The sequence below is a fragment of the Saccharothrix violaceirubra genome (genome assembly GCF_014203755.1).
Classification (GTDB): domain Bacteria; phylum Actinomycetota; class Actinomycetes; order Mycobacteriales; family Pseudonocardiaceae; genus Actinosynnema; species Actinosynnema violaceirubrum.
Genome location: NZ_JACHJS010000001.1, coordinates 2,586,119 through 2,603,283, shown reverse-complemented (window position 1 = coordinate 2,603,283; position 17,165 = coordinate 2,586,119). Strand labels below are relative to the sequence as shown.

Below are 17,165 nucleotides of genomic sequence, written 5' to 3'. Positions count from 1 at the left end.
GCCTCGCAAATGCTCTGGCTACTACGCACCAACCTCCGCCCTGCCCGCCACCAACACCGACCCCATAACAATTGCCGCCGGCCCAACCACCGTCGACCAGCGCACTTGCTCGTCCAGCAGTACCCAACCAAGCACAACCGTAACGGCAGGCGACAGATAGAACGCCAAGGTCGCCTTGCTTGGCCCAGCGTGTGCGATCAAGCCATAGAATATGGTGAGCGTCAGGGCCGTGAACACCACACCAAGCGCGACCAGGGCGATCACACTGGCGAACGGTGGCATGTGCCGGGGCAGCATCAGCGCGGCTGGAATCGCAGTCGCAGCGCTGCTCACCAGCATGGCCGACGTGGCAACACCAAGCGGCTCAGCAAAGCCGAGCTTGCGGTGAATCAAGATAGAGCCAACGGCATAACACAAGGCAGCCGCAGTGACCAGGATGCCGCCGAGCAGCAAATGCGAACCACCGCCAATGTCGACCCCGAACAGCAGCCCGATACCCGTGAATCCCATGACGAGACCGAAAATTCCTCTGGCACCCTTCGGCTTTTCATCCGGCGCAAACCAGGTGGCGAGGGCCGCAACGAACAGCGGTTGCGCTCCGATGAGCACCCCCGTGAGGCCGGCAGACAGCCAGTGCTGCCCATAGGTAAGCAAGAGCAGAGGCGCGGTGGACTGCACGAGCACCGTTACCAGCACCCACCAAGGATGCTTCAGCAGTGGCCTCAAGACGTCACGGCGGATAGCCGGCGGTATTAGAAACAGCGCAGCGAGGAAGACCCGCCCGAACACCACGACCACCGGAGAGAACCCACGCAGCGCGACCGCTATGACCAGATAGGCGGCACCCCACAGGAAGGACAACGCTCCGAGCAGAAGCCGGCTCCTACGGTTCATCGCCTGGCGCTCTCGGTGCGGTCTTCACGCTCAAACGGCACAGGGCCGATGCTACGGGGCTGCCTCAAGCAACGTCCGTACAACGCCGAGCTGCCGGCATGGCCGGAACTGAGGCAGCAGCTCGCGTACCCGGCGTCAGTTGCAACCGGAACCGGTCTGGACAGCAAGTTCCCATGCTTCAACGTTCATCGCTGATCACTCCGTCCGACTTTGACAAAACTCCTCGTACGACACTACGCCTACCCGCTTCGCCTCGACAGCACGTTGGAGCTTGAGCCACATATCCGGCCTCAACTGTGCTTCCGCAAGTTCCAGCGAGAAGAATGCAAACTCAGACAGCTCCTTGTCCATCACCGATATGCGGCGCATGTCTTCCTCGCCAACCGCCCCGCCGTCGAAGATGAACACCAGCAGGTCGTCCCAGGGGCCATGCGCGTCCACCCAGTCAACGAGCAACAGGCCGTTGATTTGGACAGTGATGCCCAGTTCCTCTGAAACCTCGCGGATAGCCGCAGTAGTTGGCGATTCGTTCGCTTCTGCCATGCCGCCCGGCAGATCCCAGTACTGCTTGTATGTTGGGTTGACCAGCAGAACCCGGCCGTCCTTGCCGCAGATGACGACCTTCGCCGAGACGCGCTTACGAGCTTGCCGTGCGTTTCCTTCGGCCAGCCACCGAAAGCGCTCCGGGTCGTTGTCTTCTTCCGTGCTCATACCGGCCATTCCGCTTGTGCTGTTGGAATCTGCGCGCTCGCAGACGCCGCCAAACGGTCGTTCATCTCCCTGACCTCCGGCAAGTCCGCCTGCTCCGAAATCCGCTGCTGCAACTGCGCGAGGCCGGAGTGTACACGTGCGGACTTGAGTCCCGGAGCAGCCGCGATTATCTCCATGCCGACTCGCACTGCACCTGCGTGATCCTCTAGCGCCACCAGAGCATTTGCCAGCGTCAAGCCGGCGAGAGTTCGACTCCGGACGCGGTCGCTGCCACTTCGCAGTGCAATGACTTGCGCTGCACCCCGTGCCGCATCTTCATACCGCCGCAAGTCATACATACAAAGCGCAACCTCAGCAGCGAAGGAAGCCCGGTCAAAACCAGAAAGCCAACTGTCCTGAGCATCTCGTTCGACAAAGTCCAAAGCACTCTCTCCAGCATCGAGCGCCAGACGAGTCTCCAACTCTTTGCCTTGTAGAGCGAGCGCCCGAGCCTGCATGGCGTGGAGTCGTGCAACCAGGTGGGGCGCATGAGCCTGACTGCCCGACATTTGGGAGATTCCCTTACGGGCCAATCGTTCGGCAGCCTGGGCATCATTCATCTGTACGGCTAGATGGGCCAGCGACGCAAGAATGTTGGAGCCGAGCTGGAAGTTTTGTGCGGTCGCAGCCAAGTGGTACGCCTGCGTCAGATGCACTTTCGCCTGGGGGTCACGGCCACTGTCATGGGCCATCCATCCCGCAAACTCCGAGAAGGACGCTGCTGCCGAGAAAACCTCATAATGGGTTGCGCCGGACGGCGGCGCAAGCAGCCTCGGCGCGACCTCATCTTGCAGGAAACGCACAACCTGCCCGTAGAGAACGCCGCCGCCGATTTTCCGGTCAGCGGCCTGGAACGCCTCGGACACGGTGCGGAAGCCGATCACCTCTCGCATGGCTACCGGCTGAGCAGGAGTGGGCAGAGTCTCAACCGCCACGGAGCTGTTGTGGTCGACAAGCCTATCTCCAAGAGATGAGCCGGCATGTTGCCTCACCGCAACGCTTCCCGCCTCCTCGTGCAGCAGCTCGTCCAGCTCGTTCATGGTGATCTTCAGCAGCCGGGCCAGCTTCGGACGCTGGTAGGGCAGGGGTTCACGTGCTCCCTGCTCCCAGCGGGCCACCGTGGAGCGGTCGACATGCATGGCCTCGGCGAATGACTCCTGGGTGAAGCCGGCCGCCTTCCGGACACGAATCAAGCCCGTGCGTCGTGCCGCCATCGGGTGACCTCCTGGCAGTTGCCTACCGCGTCCTCGGGTGAACATTCCCGCTGGTCGAGCGTAGCGGTGCATCACGCTGGCCCCGTTTGGGCGACACCCGGGCGCTATGACGGCGCTGTGCGTCGCCCCTCGGGGATTCCACCCTTGGTCTCGACCCCAGCACCAGGCAAGCCCTCCGGGGAACCTGCCTCCCCAAGTCCCCGGCGGCTACCGCGCCGCCTGGTGCCGGGCGTCACCGGATGACGACACCGACGCCAAGGGAGCAGCACCCATGTCACCCGGCAATGTCTACCCATCCACATAGGACTGGACGCAGAGAATGCCGCACACCATCCGATTGCTTACCAACATCTTCGCTCGTACGGCACAGCTCGCAGGCTTCCACTCCGACTACGGGCTGGCCAAGGCGATGGGCGTCAACCGCTCCACGGTCGCACGGGTGGTGAGCGGTGACCTGCAACCCGGTCCCGCGTTCATCGGCGGCGCCCTCGTCGCCCTCGCACCCATGCAGTTCGACGACCTGTTCGAGGTCGCACCCGCTCCCACTTCCGCAGATGATTCCCCGACAGAAAGGCAAGGCAGTGCCGACCAGCACGCCGGACACCGAAGCGTCCACGACCCTGCAAGCCGCTCTGCACTACGTCGAACTGGGCTGGCCCGTGATACCGGGAGCGATCTGGAAGAACGGCCACCTCGCCAACCCGACTGACGAGCTACCCGTCACCACCCCCTGTCTCCAACCGATCGAGGAAGCGACCACCGACGCCGAGCTGGTGCGCGCGTGGTGGTCGACGCCTGGGCTGCACCAGCCGAACGTCTTCACGGTGACCGGTTCGGAACTGGGGGCCTTCGCCGTCGTTGAGTCGCTGGTCATGATGCTCGCGGATGACCCGTGGTTCTCGAAGTTGCCGACGCCGGTACTCGCCTTCCCGAACATGCCTGTCGCCTACTTCCTGGTTCGGCCACCGCTGCCCTCGGTGCTGCTGAGCCACGAAGCACGGGTGGTGGAAGCCGGGATGCCGATGCCCCTGCCGCCCAGCGCCCTGGAGACCACGCCCGTGATCTGGCTCGTCACTCCCGAACAGGCCGGCAACCGCCTGATGCCTGGTGACGCCCTGGCCGACCTGATCCACAGCTACGAGAGGAAGAGCGCGTGACCGGGCTGGCCGAAGTCGAGCAGACGGCCGAGGTGGACACGGCCTTCACGATCCTGCTGCACGAGGTGGCGCGAGAGGAGGCACCACGGCTGTTCGCGCTCGTGGAGGAGTACGGCGAGCCTGAGGACGTCCGCGTCGCGGGCTACGGCCTGGCCTACACCGACCGGGCCGACGTCAACTCCGTGGAAGGCGACTTCCCGTTGAAGTCCCAGGACGTGGAGCGCGCCCGGACGCTGTTCGAGATCTCCTCACGGTCGGCGGGGGTACATCAGGTGCACGTGGTGTGGCTGGACGAGACAACCGCCGTGGCGCACCAGGGCTAAACGACGCGCAGCGAACGGTTCGGAGGAGGTAGCCCCCCTCCTCTGCCTGTCCTTGGCGACGAGCTGCTTCCTGGCGCCCTCAGATGGAGGGGTGTGATCTCCGTGGGCATGGCCCGCAGTCGGTGACCGTGGCCGAGCTGGTGGAGCGGGAAGCGAAGGCCGGCCGTCCCCTGCCGCTCGACTGGCGAGACTCGGACACCGGGACAGACGGCTTGGTTCGCAGCCGAGGGGAAGGCGCCTGGCCGACTGGTGTGCTGCCTCGGATCACGGACGAGATGGTGCAACGCGCGGTCGAGTCCCACACGCAGTGGGTCGAGCGGCTCCACCCCCGCCTGACCGCCCCGGACGCCGCCGACTTCGTCGTCGCCGCAGGGGGCAAGAGGCGATCACTGTCGGACCCCGGACCGGGCGTGGACCTCGACTGGTTCCGGAAGATCCCGCAGTCGGACGAGTAAGGTCGGGAGGACCGGCGGTCCAGGGGGGACTCGTGGCGACACCCGCACGGCTCGACCACTCCATCGTGATCACCCGTCGGCCCGAGGACGCGTGGGCGCTGTTCACCCGGCTCGGGTTCACGCTCAGTCCCGTGTCACGCCATCGCGTGACCACGACACCCGACGGTCCGCCCGTGCTCGGCTGCACGGCCAACCGGTGCGCCTACCTCGACGGCGGGTTCGTCGAGTTGATCGGGATCATCGACGAGGCCGCGCCCGACCCGTGGCGGGTCCTGCCGCTGATCGCCGGGGGCGACGGCGGGTTGCGCGGGGTGTCGTTCGGGCTCGGGGACTCCGACCGCGTCCTCGACCGGTTGCGGGACACCGGGTTGGCCGGGTCCGGCGTGCTGTCGTTGGAGCGGCCGGTCGGCTCGGGTGTATTGCGTGCCCGCAGCGTCCACGTCGACCGGGCGCGCACGCCGGAAGGGATCGTGCACTCCGCCGAGCACCTCACGCCCGAACTGGTCCGGGCCGTGCCGCACGCCAACGGCGCCCGCGCGCTGACCGGCGTCCTCCTGTTCGCCGACGGGTCCGAAGTGGACTCGATCCGGGACCGCTACGCCACGCTGCTCGACCGGGAGTCCCGAAAGGTCGACCACGGCCGGGTGTTCGACCTCGACGGCGGCCGGCTGGAACTCGTCGTCGACCTCGACGCGGCACTGCCCGGCGAGACCCCGCCGTCGTCGCCGGGTTTCGTCGCGCAGGAGGTCGGGGTGGCGGACGTCGACGCCGCCCGCGCCCTGGTCGAGGGCGCGGGCGTGCCGACGCGGGACGTGCCGGGCGGGTTCCTCGTCAGTGCGCGGGAGACATTCGGTGCCGCGGTGCTGTTCCGGTCCGCCGGGTGACGGCGGCCACCAACTCCTCCACACCCCCGGCCTTGAGCAGGCCGTAGTGATCCGACTCCAGTTCCACCACGGTCGGCGGCACGGCGAGCGAGTCGACCGCGCCCTCCAGGAACGAGTAGTCGTCGCCGCGCGCCTTGAAGATGGTGATCGGCGCCGTGACGCTCTTCTCGCGCAGTTCGCGGAAGGTGTACTCGAAGCTGTAGGTCAGCCGCACGATCCGGATGATCCGCCGCACCAGCCCGCCGGGCAGGCCGGGGTGCAGGCGGTGGACGAACGCCGCGAACGTGTCCTCGTCGCGGGTCGTCGCCAGGCACTCGTCCAACAGCGGGCCGCTCACCGCGTTGGCGAACACCGAGAACAGGATCGTCACGAACGCCCGGTCGGCGAAGTCCGCCCGCCCGGTCGTCGGCTTCTCGCGCACGCGCGGTTGGCCGGGCGCGATCAGGAACAGGTGGTCGACCCGCTCCCCCGCCTTCTCCAGCAGGTGCGCGGTCTCGTAGGCGACACGGGCGCCGAACGAGTAGCCCCACAGCGTGTACGGGCCGACCGGTTGCAGGCGGGTGATCCGCTCGGCGTCGGCGGCGGCCATGTCGGCGATGGTGGGGTACGGCGTCTCGCCCTCGTTGATGCCCTCGGCCTGGATGCCGTAGAACGGGCGGCCGGTGCCGATGCTGGTGGCCAGCAGCCGCAGGTTCATCGGGTAGCCGCCCAGGCCCGGCCAGCAGAAGACCGGCCGGTGGACCTCCTCGACCCGCAGCGGCACGAGCCGGGATGCCGGTCGGGTGTCGCGCAGGTCGACGTGGCGGGCCAGGCCCGCCACCGTCGACTCGTCGAAGATCACCTGGAGCGGCAGCGCGACGTTGAGCGTGCGGTTGACCTCCTGCACGAGCATCACGGCCAGCAGCGAGTTGCCGCCGCGTTCGAAGAACTCGTCGTGCACGGACACGTCCTCGGTCTTCATGACCTTCGCCCACGCCCGCGCGACGAGCCGTTCGGTCTCGGTGCGCGGTGCCTCGAAGACGCGTTCGGCCGCCTCCTGCTCCAGCACGTCCGACTCGGCCAACGCCTTCACGTCGACCTTGCCGTTGGCCGAGAGCGGCAACCGGTCCACGACGACGACGCGGCCGGGCACCATGTAGTCCGGCAGGAACGTGGCGATGTCCTGCTTGATCAGCTCGGCCGGGCCCTTGGTGTGGACGGCGTCCTCCCGCATGCCCTCGCTCTCGACCTGCGCGCGGCTCACCGGGCCGCCGACGGCGAAGTACGTCGGCCCGACGCCGGGCAGGATCGCGCGCAACCGCTTGTGCGACACCAGGTCGTGGCCGGACTCGGAGCTGTAGCCCGACGACATCAGGCCGAACCCGGCGTCGTTCTGCTGCAACCGCTGGAGTTCCCGGCCCAGGTCGAGGTAGCGCGACCACGCCGGGTGCGCGCGGGCGGTCAGCGTGACGCCGACGCTCGCCCGGTCGTACACGGCCTGGTTGATCGCGACGACGTGCTTGCGCAGCACCAGGTCGTCGGCGACCCGGTCGAAGTCGCCGTCGGACACCCGGTACTGCCCCGCCGCGAGACCGGCGACCTTGCCGGGGTGCGCCTGCACGTACCGGTCCACCGGTCCCGCCGGATGACGCCGGTCGAACGGCACCACGTCGTAGGTGGCCAGGTATTCGTGGTCCGGCGCGCAGCCGAGGACGGCCATGACGTCGGGCTCTCTCGTGCCCGCGCCGACGCCGAGGCCGTGCGCGGGCAACACCTCGTCGAGCATGCCGAGCAGGTGCCCGGCCTCGAACTCCAGCACCTCGACGACGTTGGTGCGGTACACCGACTCGATCGCGGACCGCTTGCCGACCAGGTGCAGCCGCAGCACCGGCTCCGCACCCGGATCGAGGTCGGTCACGCGTACCAGCCGGTGTCGTACGGGGTGCAGGTAGTAGTGGCCTGCGGGCAATCCGGCGACACCACGTGCCTCGATGAACGTCTGCACGGCGTATAACGCGCCCGGCGAGGCGTAGGAGTACTTGGGCAGCAACCGGTCCGGGCTGTGGAACGGCCCGAGGTTGCGCAGCAGCACCCCGAGGTCGGCCAGGCCGAGCCCGTCGAGCGGGCGGGACTCGACCTCGCGCTCCGGCCTCTCGAACAGACGCCGGACGGCCGCCACGTCGACCGGGTCGCCGTCGTAGAACCGGTAGGTCTTGCGCGCGAACGCGAACCGCCGCTGCTCCGGCGTCTCCTCCCGGCCGGGCAGGTCGACGGCCGGGAGCCCGGCCAGTTCCAGGTCGGTCCGCACGCCCAGGTTCGCGAGCTGGGCCCGCACCTGCACGCGGCCGGCCTTGGACTGGTGGTGCGAGCCGTGGCTGCCCTGGTCCATCAGCGCGGCCTCGCGCGGGTTCAGCTCGACGGCCGCGACCAGGTTGCGGTGTCCGGTGCGCGGGTCCGTGCGCACCAGCACGCCCGCGCTCCTGACCCAGTCGTGGTTCTCGATCGCCAGCCGCACCTCGTCCAGTTCGACGCGGTGGCCGCGCAGCTTCACCTGGCCGTCGATCCGCCCGGTGAACTGGGCGGTGCCGTCGTCGTTCCACCGGGCGAGGTCGCCGGTGCGGTAGACGCGCAGCGGCGTGCCGCCGGGTCCGAGCGGGAGCGTGGGGAACCGTTCGGCGGTCTGCTCGGGGCGGTGCAGGTAGCCGCGCGCGAGCTGGCGTCCACCGATGTACAGCTCGCCCGAGGGCGCGGGCCGCTGCCGTTCGTCGAGGATGTGGAACGTGGTGCCGGCGACCGGGGTGCCGATCGCGATCACGTTCGCGCAGGTCCGGACGTACTCGGCGTCGACCCGCTGCGTGGAGGCGTTGATCGTGCACTCGGTGGGCCCGTAGAGGTTCACCAGTTCGCAGTCGGGCAGCACCTCCAGGAAGCGGGACGCGAGCTTCTTGGACAACGCCTCGCCGCCGCTGAACACCTGGGTGAGCGAGGTGCACTGGGTGAACAGGTCGTCGTCGACCAGTGCCTGCAACAGGGTCGGCACGCACTGGAGCGTCGTCACGTCGTGGGTGATGATCGTCTCGATCAGACCGGACGGGTCGCGGTAGACGTCCTTCGCGCCCACCACGATCCGGCTGCCGCATGCGAGCGCGAGCAGTTCCCACTGCGCGGCGTCGAAACTCATGGGCGTCTTGCGCAGCACGGTTTTCGTGTCGTCGATACCGATCTCCGCGCGCAGCCACTCCAGTTGGCTCACGATCGCCCGGTGCTCGATCGCCACGCCCTTGGGCCGGCCGGTCGTGCCGGAGGTGTAGATGACGTAGGCGAGGTTTCCGCCGGCGAAGTCGTCGGGGGTGGCACGGGCGTCCGGGTCGACCTCGTCGAGCGTGACCACGCGCAGTCCGGGCACGGCCAGCCCGGCGAGCCGCCCGCGCAGGTGCGGCTGGGTCAGCACGACGTCGACGCCCGAGTCCTCCACCATGTAGCGCACCCGGTCCTCCGGGTACTCGGGGGCGAGCGGCAGGTACGCGGCGCCGGCGGTGAGGATGCCCCACGTGCCGACGACCATGTCCGGCGACGGCTCGACGTACAGCCCGACGACGTCGTCGGGCCCCACGCCGAGCGCGCGCAGGTGGGCGGCCACGGCGGCGGCACGGGTATCGAGTTCACGACGGGTGAGGGTGTCCGCCCCGGCGATCACGGCGGGTTCGTCGGGCTGCCGCCGGGCGTGCTCCCGGAGCAACTCGGGCAGCGTGCCGGGACCGGGACCCGCGCTGCCGGGTGTCGGCGTTTCATCGACCGAAGTTTCCATTGGTGACCCCAGGTCCGTTCTCACGTGGAAAGTGTTCACGCGTCCCGTATCGCGCATTCGGCGAATCCTTCCGTCAAGCGGAGGAACGCGGCAGGGAGGAACGGGTACGCGAATCGGCGTCGACTTGACAAACAGTGGCAGATCGACCCGGACCAGAAGGTAGTTAACCGTCCTGTGATCGTCAAGGTCGACAGGAGCCGAACGGCGGCCGGGCACGGCCTATTTCCAGCCGCGATTCGCCTTTCCGATGCCCGGGATCGAAATCGACAGCAAACCGACAGCATATTGTGGTGTTTTCCGAGGTATCCGCACACGGCACGTCACGACCGGCCGGCCCGTCCTGCGACCTTCGGTTTTCCACTCCGCACCGAAGTCACGGACCGTGTCCGGACCCGGTCTCGAATCGTCCCCGGAAAGAGGTCGGATGCCCTGCCGATAGCCCCGGCGGACCAGCCGGAACAGCCCCTTACCGCAAGTCGGCGCCCGCTTCCGGCGGAAGCGGGCGCCGACTCGTGCGCCTGTCTCGATTCGTGCCGACCGAAACCGTCAGCCCGCCCGTACGGTGTGCCCGATCACATTTCCGGCCGCCGCCGCGCGATGCAGCGCCAACTCGGCGGTCGGCCCTTCCACCAGGACGATTCCGGTGCAGCCGCGCTGGTCCTCCAAGTGTTCGACGACCGCGCCCGGCGTCGTGGTCGGGAACCAGCGCGGCGAGCCGGGCAGCCCGGCCAGCCGGTCGAGTCCGGTCCACCCGTCGAGCACGCCGGTCGTGGTCGGGTAGAGCGCCTGGAACGCCACCGCGGGCCCGGTGCCCAGGGGCGCGGTCAGCAGGTCGGGTTCGCGGCCCAGCGCCACCTCGACCAGCGCGGTGTAGACGTTGGTGGCCAACGCCGTGCACAGGGCCTCGCCGACCAGCGCGCCGCCGATCCGGGCGTTGATCTCGACCACCTCGGGGCCGTCGACGGTCCACACGAACTCGGTGTGCGCGAACCCGCGCCCGTGGCCCGCCGCCGCGAGGACCCGCGAGATCCAGTCCACCAGCGCGCCGTGCTCGTCCTGCGGGAGGACGACCGGGAACGACGAGTTCTCCTCGCGCCGCAGCGGTTCGGGCGACAGGTGCCGGCTGGTCACGCCGAGCAGCCGCGTCCGCCCCTCCCACGTGATCGTCTCGGCGCTGTAGAGCGGCCCGGCGAAGTACGGTTCGGCCAGCAGATCGCCCTTGAGCGGCACATCGGCGGCGCGCGCCAGCACCTCGGCGAGTTCGGCGTCGTCGCGCACCACCCACACCGCGCGCGACGACGTGCCCGCGGAGTCCTTGACCACCAACGGGAAGCCGAGCGACGCCGCCTCGTGCGGGGGCACGGCCACACCCCGGCTCAGACCGTGCTCGTACAGCCGGGCGCGGACGGCCGCCTTGTCCCGCAGCACGCGCACCGCCGCCGGGTCCGGACCGGGCAGGCCCAGTCGCGCCGCGAGGTCGGCACCGGGCGCCGCCCACGTGTCCGTCGAGCTGATCAGGCCGCGCAGGTCGGGCAGGTCACGGGCGGCGGCCTCGCACTTCGCGGTGTCGGTGGTGTCGATGTCCACCACGCGCACGCGGTCCGGCGGCACGGTCGCCAGCTCGTGCGCGTACAGCGGCCGGTGCGCGGTGAACAGGACCAGTTCCTCGTCCAGCGCCTCGGCCGCCTCGGCGAGCCGACCGAGGCCGAAGGACAGGAACTCCAGCAGCACGATGCTCACGACACCGGGTCCTTACGTCGTTCCTGCGCGGGCACGAGCGGTTCGTAGGCACGCCGCTGCCAGTCCATTGTGGACCACGGCGGGCACAGGTCCGCCACGGCGTCGACCTCGCGGGGCGCGAGGTCCGCCGGGTCGAGCGCCTCGCGGTGGCGGGCGAAGACCCGCGCGGTGTAGCGGTGTCCGGTGTCCGCGCCGATCACCACGTGCGTGCGGCCCGGCTCGCGGCCGGCCTCCCATCCGGCGGCCAGGTGCGCCGCGCCCGTGGACAGCCCGGCGAACACGGCGTGGTCGCGCAGGAGTGCGACCGTGGCGGCCATGGCGTGCTGGAAGTCCAGCCAGTGCACCCGGTCGTAGAGCGCGTGCCGGACGTTGTCGAACGGGATCGCGCTGCCGATGCCCGCGATGATCGCGTCCGGGTCGGTGAACCGCTCGCTGCCGAACGTGACGCTGCCGAACGGCTGCACGCCCACGAGCCGCGTGTCCACGCCCCGCTCGCGCAACGACCGCGTCAGCCCGCCGGTCGAGGACCCGGTGCCCACGCTGCCCACCACGGTCAGCGGCCCGGGCAGCGCCCCGGCCACCAGACCCGCCACCTCCGCGTACCCGAGGTAGTGCACCGGGTCGTGGTACTGGCGCATCCAGTGCATGTCCGGGTGGCGTTCGACGAGTTCCCGCACGCGCAGCACCCGGCGGCGCTGGTCCAGCCGCAAATCGTCCGACGGCGGCATCTGGTCGACGGTGACGCCGAGGATCTCCAACTGGGCGCGCATCGTGACGTCGACCGTGGTGGACGCGACGATGTGGCATCGTAACCCGTAGCGGTGGCACGCCATGGCCAGCGCCACGGCGTAGATGCCGCTGGAGCTGTCGACCACGGTCTGGCCGGGCCGCACCACGCCCGCGCCCAGCAGTGCGCGGACCGCGCCCAGCGCGGCGTGGATCTTCAACGTCTCGAACCTCAGCAGCACGACGTTGGGCGCCAGCCGCACCAGGTCCGGTGTCTTCACCGCGTCCGTGACGTGCTCGTGCACCACCGGCTCGGTCACCGCGGTCACCGCCCGATGGACCGCAGGTAGCCCGCCAGGGACTCGGCGCCCTGGGCGTTGCGCGGACCGCTGACCAGGTCGCCGTACGACAGGATGTGGAACCGGTTGTCGCGCACCGCGGGCACGTTCGCCAGCTGCGGCAGGCCCTTCAGGTAGTCGATCTTCTCCTGGCCGGTCTGCCCGGCCCAGTCCACGATCACGATCACCTCGGGCGCGCTCTGCACGACCGGCTCCCAGCCGACCGCGCCCCACCCGTCCTCCAGGGTGTCGAAGATGTTGCGCCCGCCCGCCGCCGCGATGATCTCGTTCGGCGCGGCGTGCCGCCCGGAGGTGTAGGGCTGGTCGGTGCCGGAGTCGTAGACGAACACCTTGACCGGCGGCTTGTCCTTGGGTGCCGTGGCGCGGACCTTGGCGAACCGGTCCTGCAACTCCTTCACCAGTTCGTCGGCCCTCGGCCGGACCTGGAAGATGTCGCCGAGGTTGCGCAGGTCGGTGTAGAGGGCCTCGATCGGGTTCACGTCCTGCTTGGCGTCCGGGAACTCCCAGCACGTCTCGGTGTGCAGGTAGCTGCGGATGCCGAGCTGGTCGAGCAGCTTGGGCGTGATGCCGCGCTCCTCGCTGAACCCGGAGTTCCAGCCCGCGATCACCCAGTCGGCCTTGGCCTCGACGAGGATCTCCTTGGTCACGCGGGACGTGCCCAGCCGCTCGACCGAGGCGTACTGGTCCTTCCACGGCGAGCCCGCGATGGACGGGTCGCCCAGCGCGTTCATGACGTAGCCGCGCAGCCGGGGACCCAGGCCCAGTGCGAACACCTTCTCGGAGCCGGACACGTCGTACGACACCGCGCGCCGCGGCACCGGGTACGTGACCTCACGGCCGCAGTTGACGACCGTGACCTCCTGGGGCGCGGTCTCGCCGGGCGGAGCCGATTCGACCTTCGCGCCGCACGCGGTCAGCACCACCGCCGCGGCGAGCAGTGCGGTCGGGCGGGACAGGATCATGACGTGTTCCCCTCGGCCGTCGCGGTGCCGTCCACCGGCACGTCGTAGAGCAGTTGCGGCACGCCGGTCTCCGGGTGGACGACCGGCGTCACCTCCACGCCGAACACCACGCGGACCATGTCCGGCGCGAGCACCTCGGCGGGTTTGCCGCACGCCACCAGCGCGCCCTCCTTGAGCAGCGCGATCCGGTGGCACACGGCGGCGGCCAGGTTGAGGTCGTGCAGCGCGACCAGGACGGTGAGCCCGCAGTCGCGCAGGAACCGCAGCAGTTCGACCTGGTGGCGCACGTCCAGGTGGTTGGTCGGCTCGTCGAGCACGAGCACGGCCGGTTCCTGTACCAGGGCGCGGGCGACGAGCACGCGTTGCCGTTCGCCGCCGGACAGGGTGAGCACGCTGCGCTTGGCCAGGTGCGTGACGTCCATGCGCCGCAACGCCTCCCGGCACAGCTCACGTTCCCGCGCGCTCAGCCGCAGGTTGCCGCCCTGGTGCGGGGCCCGGCCCAGGGCCACGACCTCCTCGACGGTGAAGTCGAGTTCGGCCCGGTTGTCCTGGGTCAGCGCGGCGATCCGGGTCGCGGTCTCGCGCAACCCGCGCCCGGCCAGGTCCTCGCCGTCGAGCAGCACGGCGCCGGATGTCGGCTTCAACGCCCGGTAGACGCACCGCAGCGCGGTGGACTTGCCGCTGCCGTTGGGTCCGAGCAGCCCGACGACCTCGCCGCGCCGCACGTCCAACCGCAGCGCACGCACCAGCGTGGCACCCGCGATCTCCACGGACACGTCGGCCAGTGAGAGCGGGAGCGCGTCCATCACGCACCCCCGAACGCGTAGCCACGCCGCCGCATCACCACGACGAACACCGGCACGCCGATCAGCGCGGTGATCACGCCCAGCGGCAACTCCTCGGGCGCGACCAGCGTGCGGGCCACGACGTCCACCCACACCAGGAACACCGCCCCGGCGAGCGGCGACACGGCCAGCACCCGCCGGTGCCCCGAGCCGACGACCATGCGCACCACGTGCGGCAGCACCAGGCCGACGAATCCGATGGCGCCGCTGACCGCCACCAGCAGTCCGGTGACCACGGCCGTGAGCAGGAACAGCCACCGGCGCAGGCGGGTCGCGTCGAAGCCCAGGCTCGCGGAGGTCTCGTCGCCCAACGAGAGCACGTCCAGCGCGGTCCCGTTGCGCAGCAGCACGACGACCGCCACCAACACCCCGACCAGAGCCAGCGGCAAGGACGACCAGGTGGCCGCGCCGAGGCTGCCCAGCAGCCAGAACAGCACGGTCTGCGCGGACTGGCCGTTGGGCGAGAGGAACACCAGCACGCTCATCACGGCCTGGAACGCGTACGCCAGCGCGACCCCGGTCAGCACCAGCCGCAACGGCGTGAGCCCGAGGCGGCTGCGCGCGGTCACGTACACCAGCACGGTCGCGCCCAACGCGCCCAGGAACGCGGCCGTGGACAGCGCCAGCACGCCGAGCCCGGAGAACACGCCGAACACCACCACGGCCGTGGCACCCACGGACGCACCCGAGGAGATGCCCAGCACGAACGGGTCCGCCAACGCGTTGCGCACCAACGCCTGCACGGCCACGCCGACGACGCTGAGCCCGGCGCCGACGACGGCCGCGAGCAGCACGCGCGGTGCGCGCACGTGCCACACGATCGAGTAGCCGGTGACCTCGTCGGGCCGGATCGTGCCGCCGGTGACGGCCTTCCAGAGGAACGACAGCACGTCCGGCAGCGGCACCGTCGTCGGTCCGAGCGCGATGCCGACCACGATCGAGACCAGCAGCACGACCGTCAGCACCAGCAGGGGAAGCGTGAGGCTCCGGGACTCATCCGACACGAGTGCCGCGCACGATCAGCCGCCGGGCGTGGTTGTCGTACGGCGACAGGTCGAAGTCGCCGTACACCTCGACCTCGCCGAACCCGGCAGTCTCGAACAACGCCCGTAACTCGGCGGCGCTGTAGAGCGCCGAGACGATGCTCGCCCGCCGCACCTCGTCGCCGCGCACGAGCGTCCAGTCCGTGCGCACCCGCGTCCAGTCGTCGAGCACGGTGTCGCGCAGGAACGCCGTGCCGCCCTCGACGTCCACCGCCTGGGGACGCCCGACCCAGCCCGCGAAGATCTCCTTGCCCATCATGTCCAGCACGAGCTTCCCGCCCGGCACCAACGAGTCGTGCGCGTTGCGCAGCACGGCCAGGTTGTCGCCGGGGTCGGTGAAGTAGCCGAACGACGTGTACATGTTCACGACCAGGTCGTACGTGTCCGGCTCGACGTGGTGCAGCATGTCGGCCCGGACCAGTCGGGCGGTGACACCGGCCTCGGCGCACGCCTTCGCCGCGCGGTCGAGCATCGCGGTGCTGAGGTCGACACCCGTCACGTCCGCGCCCGCGCGGGCCAGCGGCACGACGTGGAACCCGGGGCCGCAGGCCAGGTCCAGCACCCTGGCGCCGGGGTCCGTCCGCAGCAGCGGCGACTCGGCCACCAGGCGGGCGGCCTCGGCCACCCGCCGGGCCGGGAACATGACGTCGGCGAACCCGACCCACAGCCCGTCGTCCTCGTACCAGTGCATGCACACCCCGCCCGCTCGGCTCCCCCCGCGCCGGCGCGGGGTCCAGCCCTACAGGTCGGGTGCGGCGGTGGCGTGGTTCCCGGACGTGTGTGAAATTCCCACCTTTCGGGAAAACCGATGGGACGTCACGACCGCGACCGCACCGATCGTGCCGAACACGGCGGCCATGCCCGGGAAGCCGCCGACGGCCAGGCCGACACCGCCCGCCGCCGCGCCCGCGAACACGCCGACGCTGTTCGCCGCGCCGTTCACGCCGAGCGCGGCACCGCGCAGCCCGGTCGGCGCGCGGTCGACGATCAGCACCACGACGCTCGCCATCGCCATCGAGCTGGTGAACGCGATCACCGCCGAGCACGCCGCCGCCGACCACACCCACGGGCTGAAGAAGATCCCGGTCACGCCGAGCGCGACCACCACGCACGACCCGGTCAGCAGCCGGTCGGCCCGCACCCGCCGGCCCACGAGCCGTCCGGCGGTCAGGTTGCCCGCGAAGAACGAGGCGCCGCTGAGCGTCCACACCGCCGCGAACTGCCCGGCCGACAGGTGGTAGCGGTCGTAGAGCGCGGCGAGATAGGACAGGTAGCCCATGAACGTCGCGTTGCGCAGGAACGCCACCAGCAGCAGGGGCCGCAGGTCGACCAGGGCGCGGAACGACGCCAGGTAGCCCAGCCGCACGTCCGTGCCCGGCGGTGGCGTCCGGTCGCGCAGGAACCACACCGCCAGCGCCAGCGCGAGCACCGCGAGGGCGAGCAGGTCGCCCCGCCACCCCCACAGCAGCGCGGGTGCCACGACCAGCGGCGCGGCCAGCATCACGGTCGCCGACTGGGCGGCGTTGACCAGCGTGGCCGCGCGGCCGGCCGCCGGTCCCCCGCCGAACCGGTCGGCCGCCGCCGCGCCGAGCGCGGGCGAGAGGACCGCCATGCCCGCGCCCAGGACGAGCGAGAACACCACCAACGCCAGGAACTCCGCGAGCGCGCCGACCAGCGACCCGAGCGCGATCAGCGCCAGGCCGATCGCCGCCACGCGCATCCTGGGCAGCCGGTCCAGCAACGGCGCGACGAGCGCGCCGACCGCCAGCGCGGCCAGCCCGCCCAGTCCGCGCAGGCCGCCGACCGCGGCGATGCCGCCGCCGGTGTCGTGGGCGATGGCCACCAAGAACGTGCCGTAGACCGTATAAGGCAGCAGGCTCACCGCCGAAGCGAGCAGGACCGGTGCCAACGCCCGGACCATCGCCAGGTCGCCGGGCCTGGTCACCGCCTGTGTTTCGCCTTCCTTCACCGCTTTTTCGCGCACAGGGGGAACTTTCCACGTCGGCGGCCCGACTTGCGCTGGGGA

At 70.0% G+C, this 17,165-nt stretch carries 15 protein-coding genes; 4 read left to right on the top strand and 11 right to left on the bottom strand.

Features of this window, described 5'->3' with window-relative positions; translation table 11 throughout:
- Positions 1 to 21: 21 nt before the first annotated feature.
- The 3 genes from F4559_RS12560 to F4559_RS12550 form a co-directional block, all read right to left on the bottom strand.
- Positions 22 to 861 (bottom strand): DMT family transporter, encoded by an 840-nt coding sequence (locus F4559_RS12560; RefSeq protein WP_184668596.1) that lies wholly within the window; start codon positions 859 to 861, stop codon positions 22 to 24.
- 228 nt (positions 862 to 1,089) lie between these two features.
- Positions 1,090 to 1,605: an NUDIX domain-containing protein gene (locus F4559_RS12555; protein ID WP_246445176.1), complete on the bottom strand. Its 516-nt coding sequence runs from the start codon at positions 1,603 to 1,605 to the stop codon at positions 1,090 to 1,092.
- Complete coding sequence (locus F4559_RS12550) at positions 1,602 to 2,858, bottom strand: helix-turn-helix transcriptional regulator (RefSeq protein WP_184668593.1); 1,257 nt, start codon at positions 2,856 to 2,858, stop codon at positions 1,602 to 1,604. Before F4559_RS12550 ends, F4559_RS12555 begins: the two co-directional genes overlap by 4 nt.
- 554 nt (positions 2,859 to 3,412) lie before the next feature.
- Between F4559_RS12550 and F4559_RS12545 the strand changes: the two genes are divergently transcribed.
- The 4 genes from F4559_RS12545 to F4559_RS12530 all read left to right on the top strand — a co-directional run bounded on the left by F4559_RS12545 (position 3,413) and on the right by F4559_RS12530 (position 5,677).
- Positions 3,413 to 4,015: a bifunctional DNA primase/polymerase gene (locus F4559_RS12545; protein WP_184668591.1), complete on the top strand. Its 603-nt coding sequence runs from the start codon at positions 3,413 to 3,415 to the stop codon at positions 4,013 to 4,015.
- Positions 4,012 to 4,338, top strand: a complete 327-nt coding sequence (locus F4559_RS12540) for a hypothetical protein (protein ID WP_184668590.1) — start codon at positions 4,012 to 4,014, stop codon at positions 4,336 to 4,338. Before F4559_RS12545 ends, F4559_RS12540 begins: the two co-directional genes overlap by 4 nt.
- A gap of 275 nt (positions 4,339 to 4,613) precedes the next feature.
- A complete protein-coding gene (locus tag F4559_RS12535) occupies positions 4,614 to 4,793 on the top strand; it encodes a hypothetical protein (protein ID WP_184668589.1) in 180 nt (59 codons plus the stop codon).
- A gap of 32 nt (positions 4,794 to 4,825) precedes the next feature.
- The gene (locus F4559_RS12530; protein WP_184668588.1) at positions 4,826 to 5,677 is read left to right on the top strand and encodes a VOC family protein; all 852 of its coding nucleotides are present in this window, start codon (positions 4,826 to 4,828) and stop codon (positions 5,675 to 5,677) included.
- Here the strand turns inward: F4559_RS12530 and F4559_RS12525 are convergent.
- From F4559_RS12525 to F4559_RS12490, 8 genes are all read right to left on the bottom strand, one after another.
- Positions 5,625 to 9,464, bottom strand: a complete 3,840-nt coding sequence (locus tag F4559_RS12525) for an amino acid adenylation domain-containing protein (RefSeq protein ID WP_184668587.1) — start codon at positions 9,462 to 9,464, stop codon at positions 5,625 to 5,627. The two genes, F4559_RS12530 and F4559_RS12525, sit on opposite strands and share 53 nt — an antisense overlap.
- Before the next feature lie 546 nt (positions 9,465 to 10,010).
- Entirely contained in the window at positions 10,011 to 11,204 is a 1,194-nt protein-coding gene (locus tag F4559_RS12520; protein WP_184668586.1) for an ATP-grasp domain-containing protein, read from the bottom strand.
- Complete coding sequence (locus F4559_RS12515; RefSeq protein ID WP_376774636.1) at positions 11,201 to 12,250, bottom strand: pyridoxal-phosphate dependent enzyme; 1,050 nt, start codon at positions 12,248 to 12,250, stop codon at positions 11,201 to 11,203. The genes F4559_RS12520 and F4559_RS12515 overlap by 4 nt, the downstream gene beginning before the upstream one ends.
- A 5-nt stretch (positions 12,251 to 12,255) precedes the next feature.
- Positions 12,256 to 13,251, bottom strand: coding sequence for an ABC transporter substrate-binding protein (locus F4559_RS12510; protein WP_184668584.1), 996 nt, complete (start codon positions 13,249 to 13,251; stop codon positions 12,256 to 12,258).
- Positions 13,248 to 14,057 carry an ABC transporter ATP-binding protein gene (locus F4559_RS12505; RefSeq protein ID WP_184668582.1) on the bottom strand — a complete coding sequence of 270 codons (810 nt, stop codon included), beginning with the start codon at positions 14,055 to 14,057 and terminating at the stop codon, positions 13,248 to 13,250. The genes F4559_RS12510 and F4559_RS12505 overlap by 4 nt, the downstream gene beginning before the upstream one ends.
- On the bottom strand, positions 14,057 to 15,100 hold the full coding sequence (locus F4559_RS12500) for a FecCD family ABC transporter permease (protein WP_184668580.1): 1,044 nt from the start codon (positions 15,098 to 15,100) through the stop codon (positions 14,057 to 14,059). Before F4559_RS12500 ends, F4559_RS12505 begins: the two co-directional genes overlap by 1 nt.
- Positions 15,090 to 15,830, bottom strand: a complete 741-nt coding sequence (locus F4559_RS12495; protein WP_184668578.1) for a class I SAM-dependent methyltransferase — start codon at positions 15,828 to 15,830, stop codon at positions 15,090 to 15,092. The genes F4559_RS12500 and F4559_RS12495 overlap by 11 nt, the downstream gene beginning before the upstream one ends.
- Positions 15,831 to 15,878: 48 nt before the next feature.
- Positions 15,879 to 17,123 carry an MFS transporter gene (locus tag F4559_RS12490; protein ID WP_312865611.1) on the bottom strand — a complete coding sequence of 415 codons (1,245 nt, stop codon included), beginning with the start codon at positions 17,121 to 17,123 and terminating at the stop codon, positions 15,879 to 15,881.
- Positions 17,124 to 17,165: the final 42 nt, after the last annotated feature.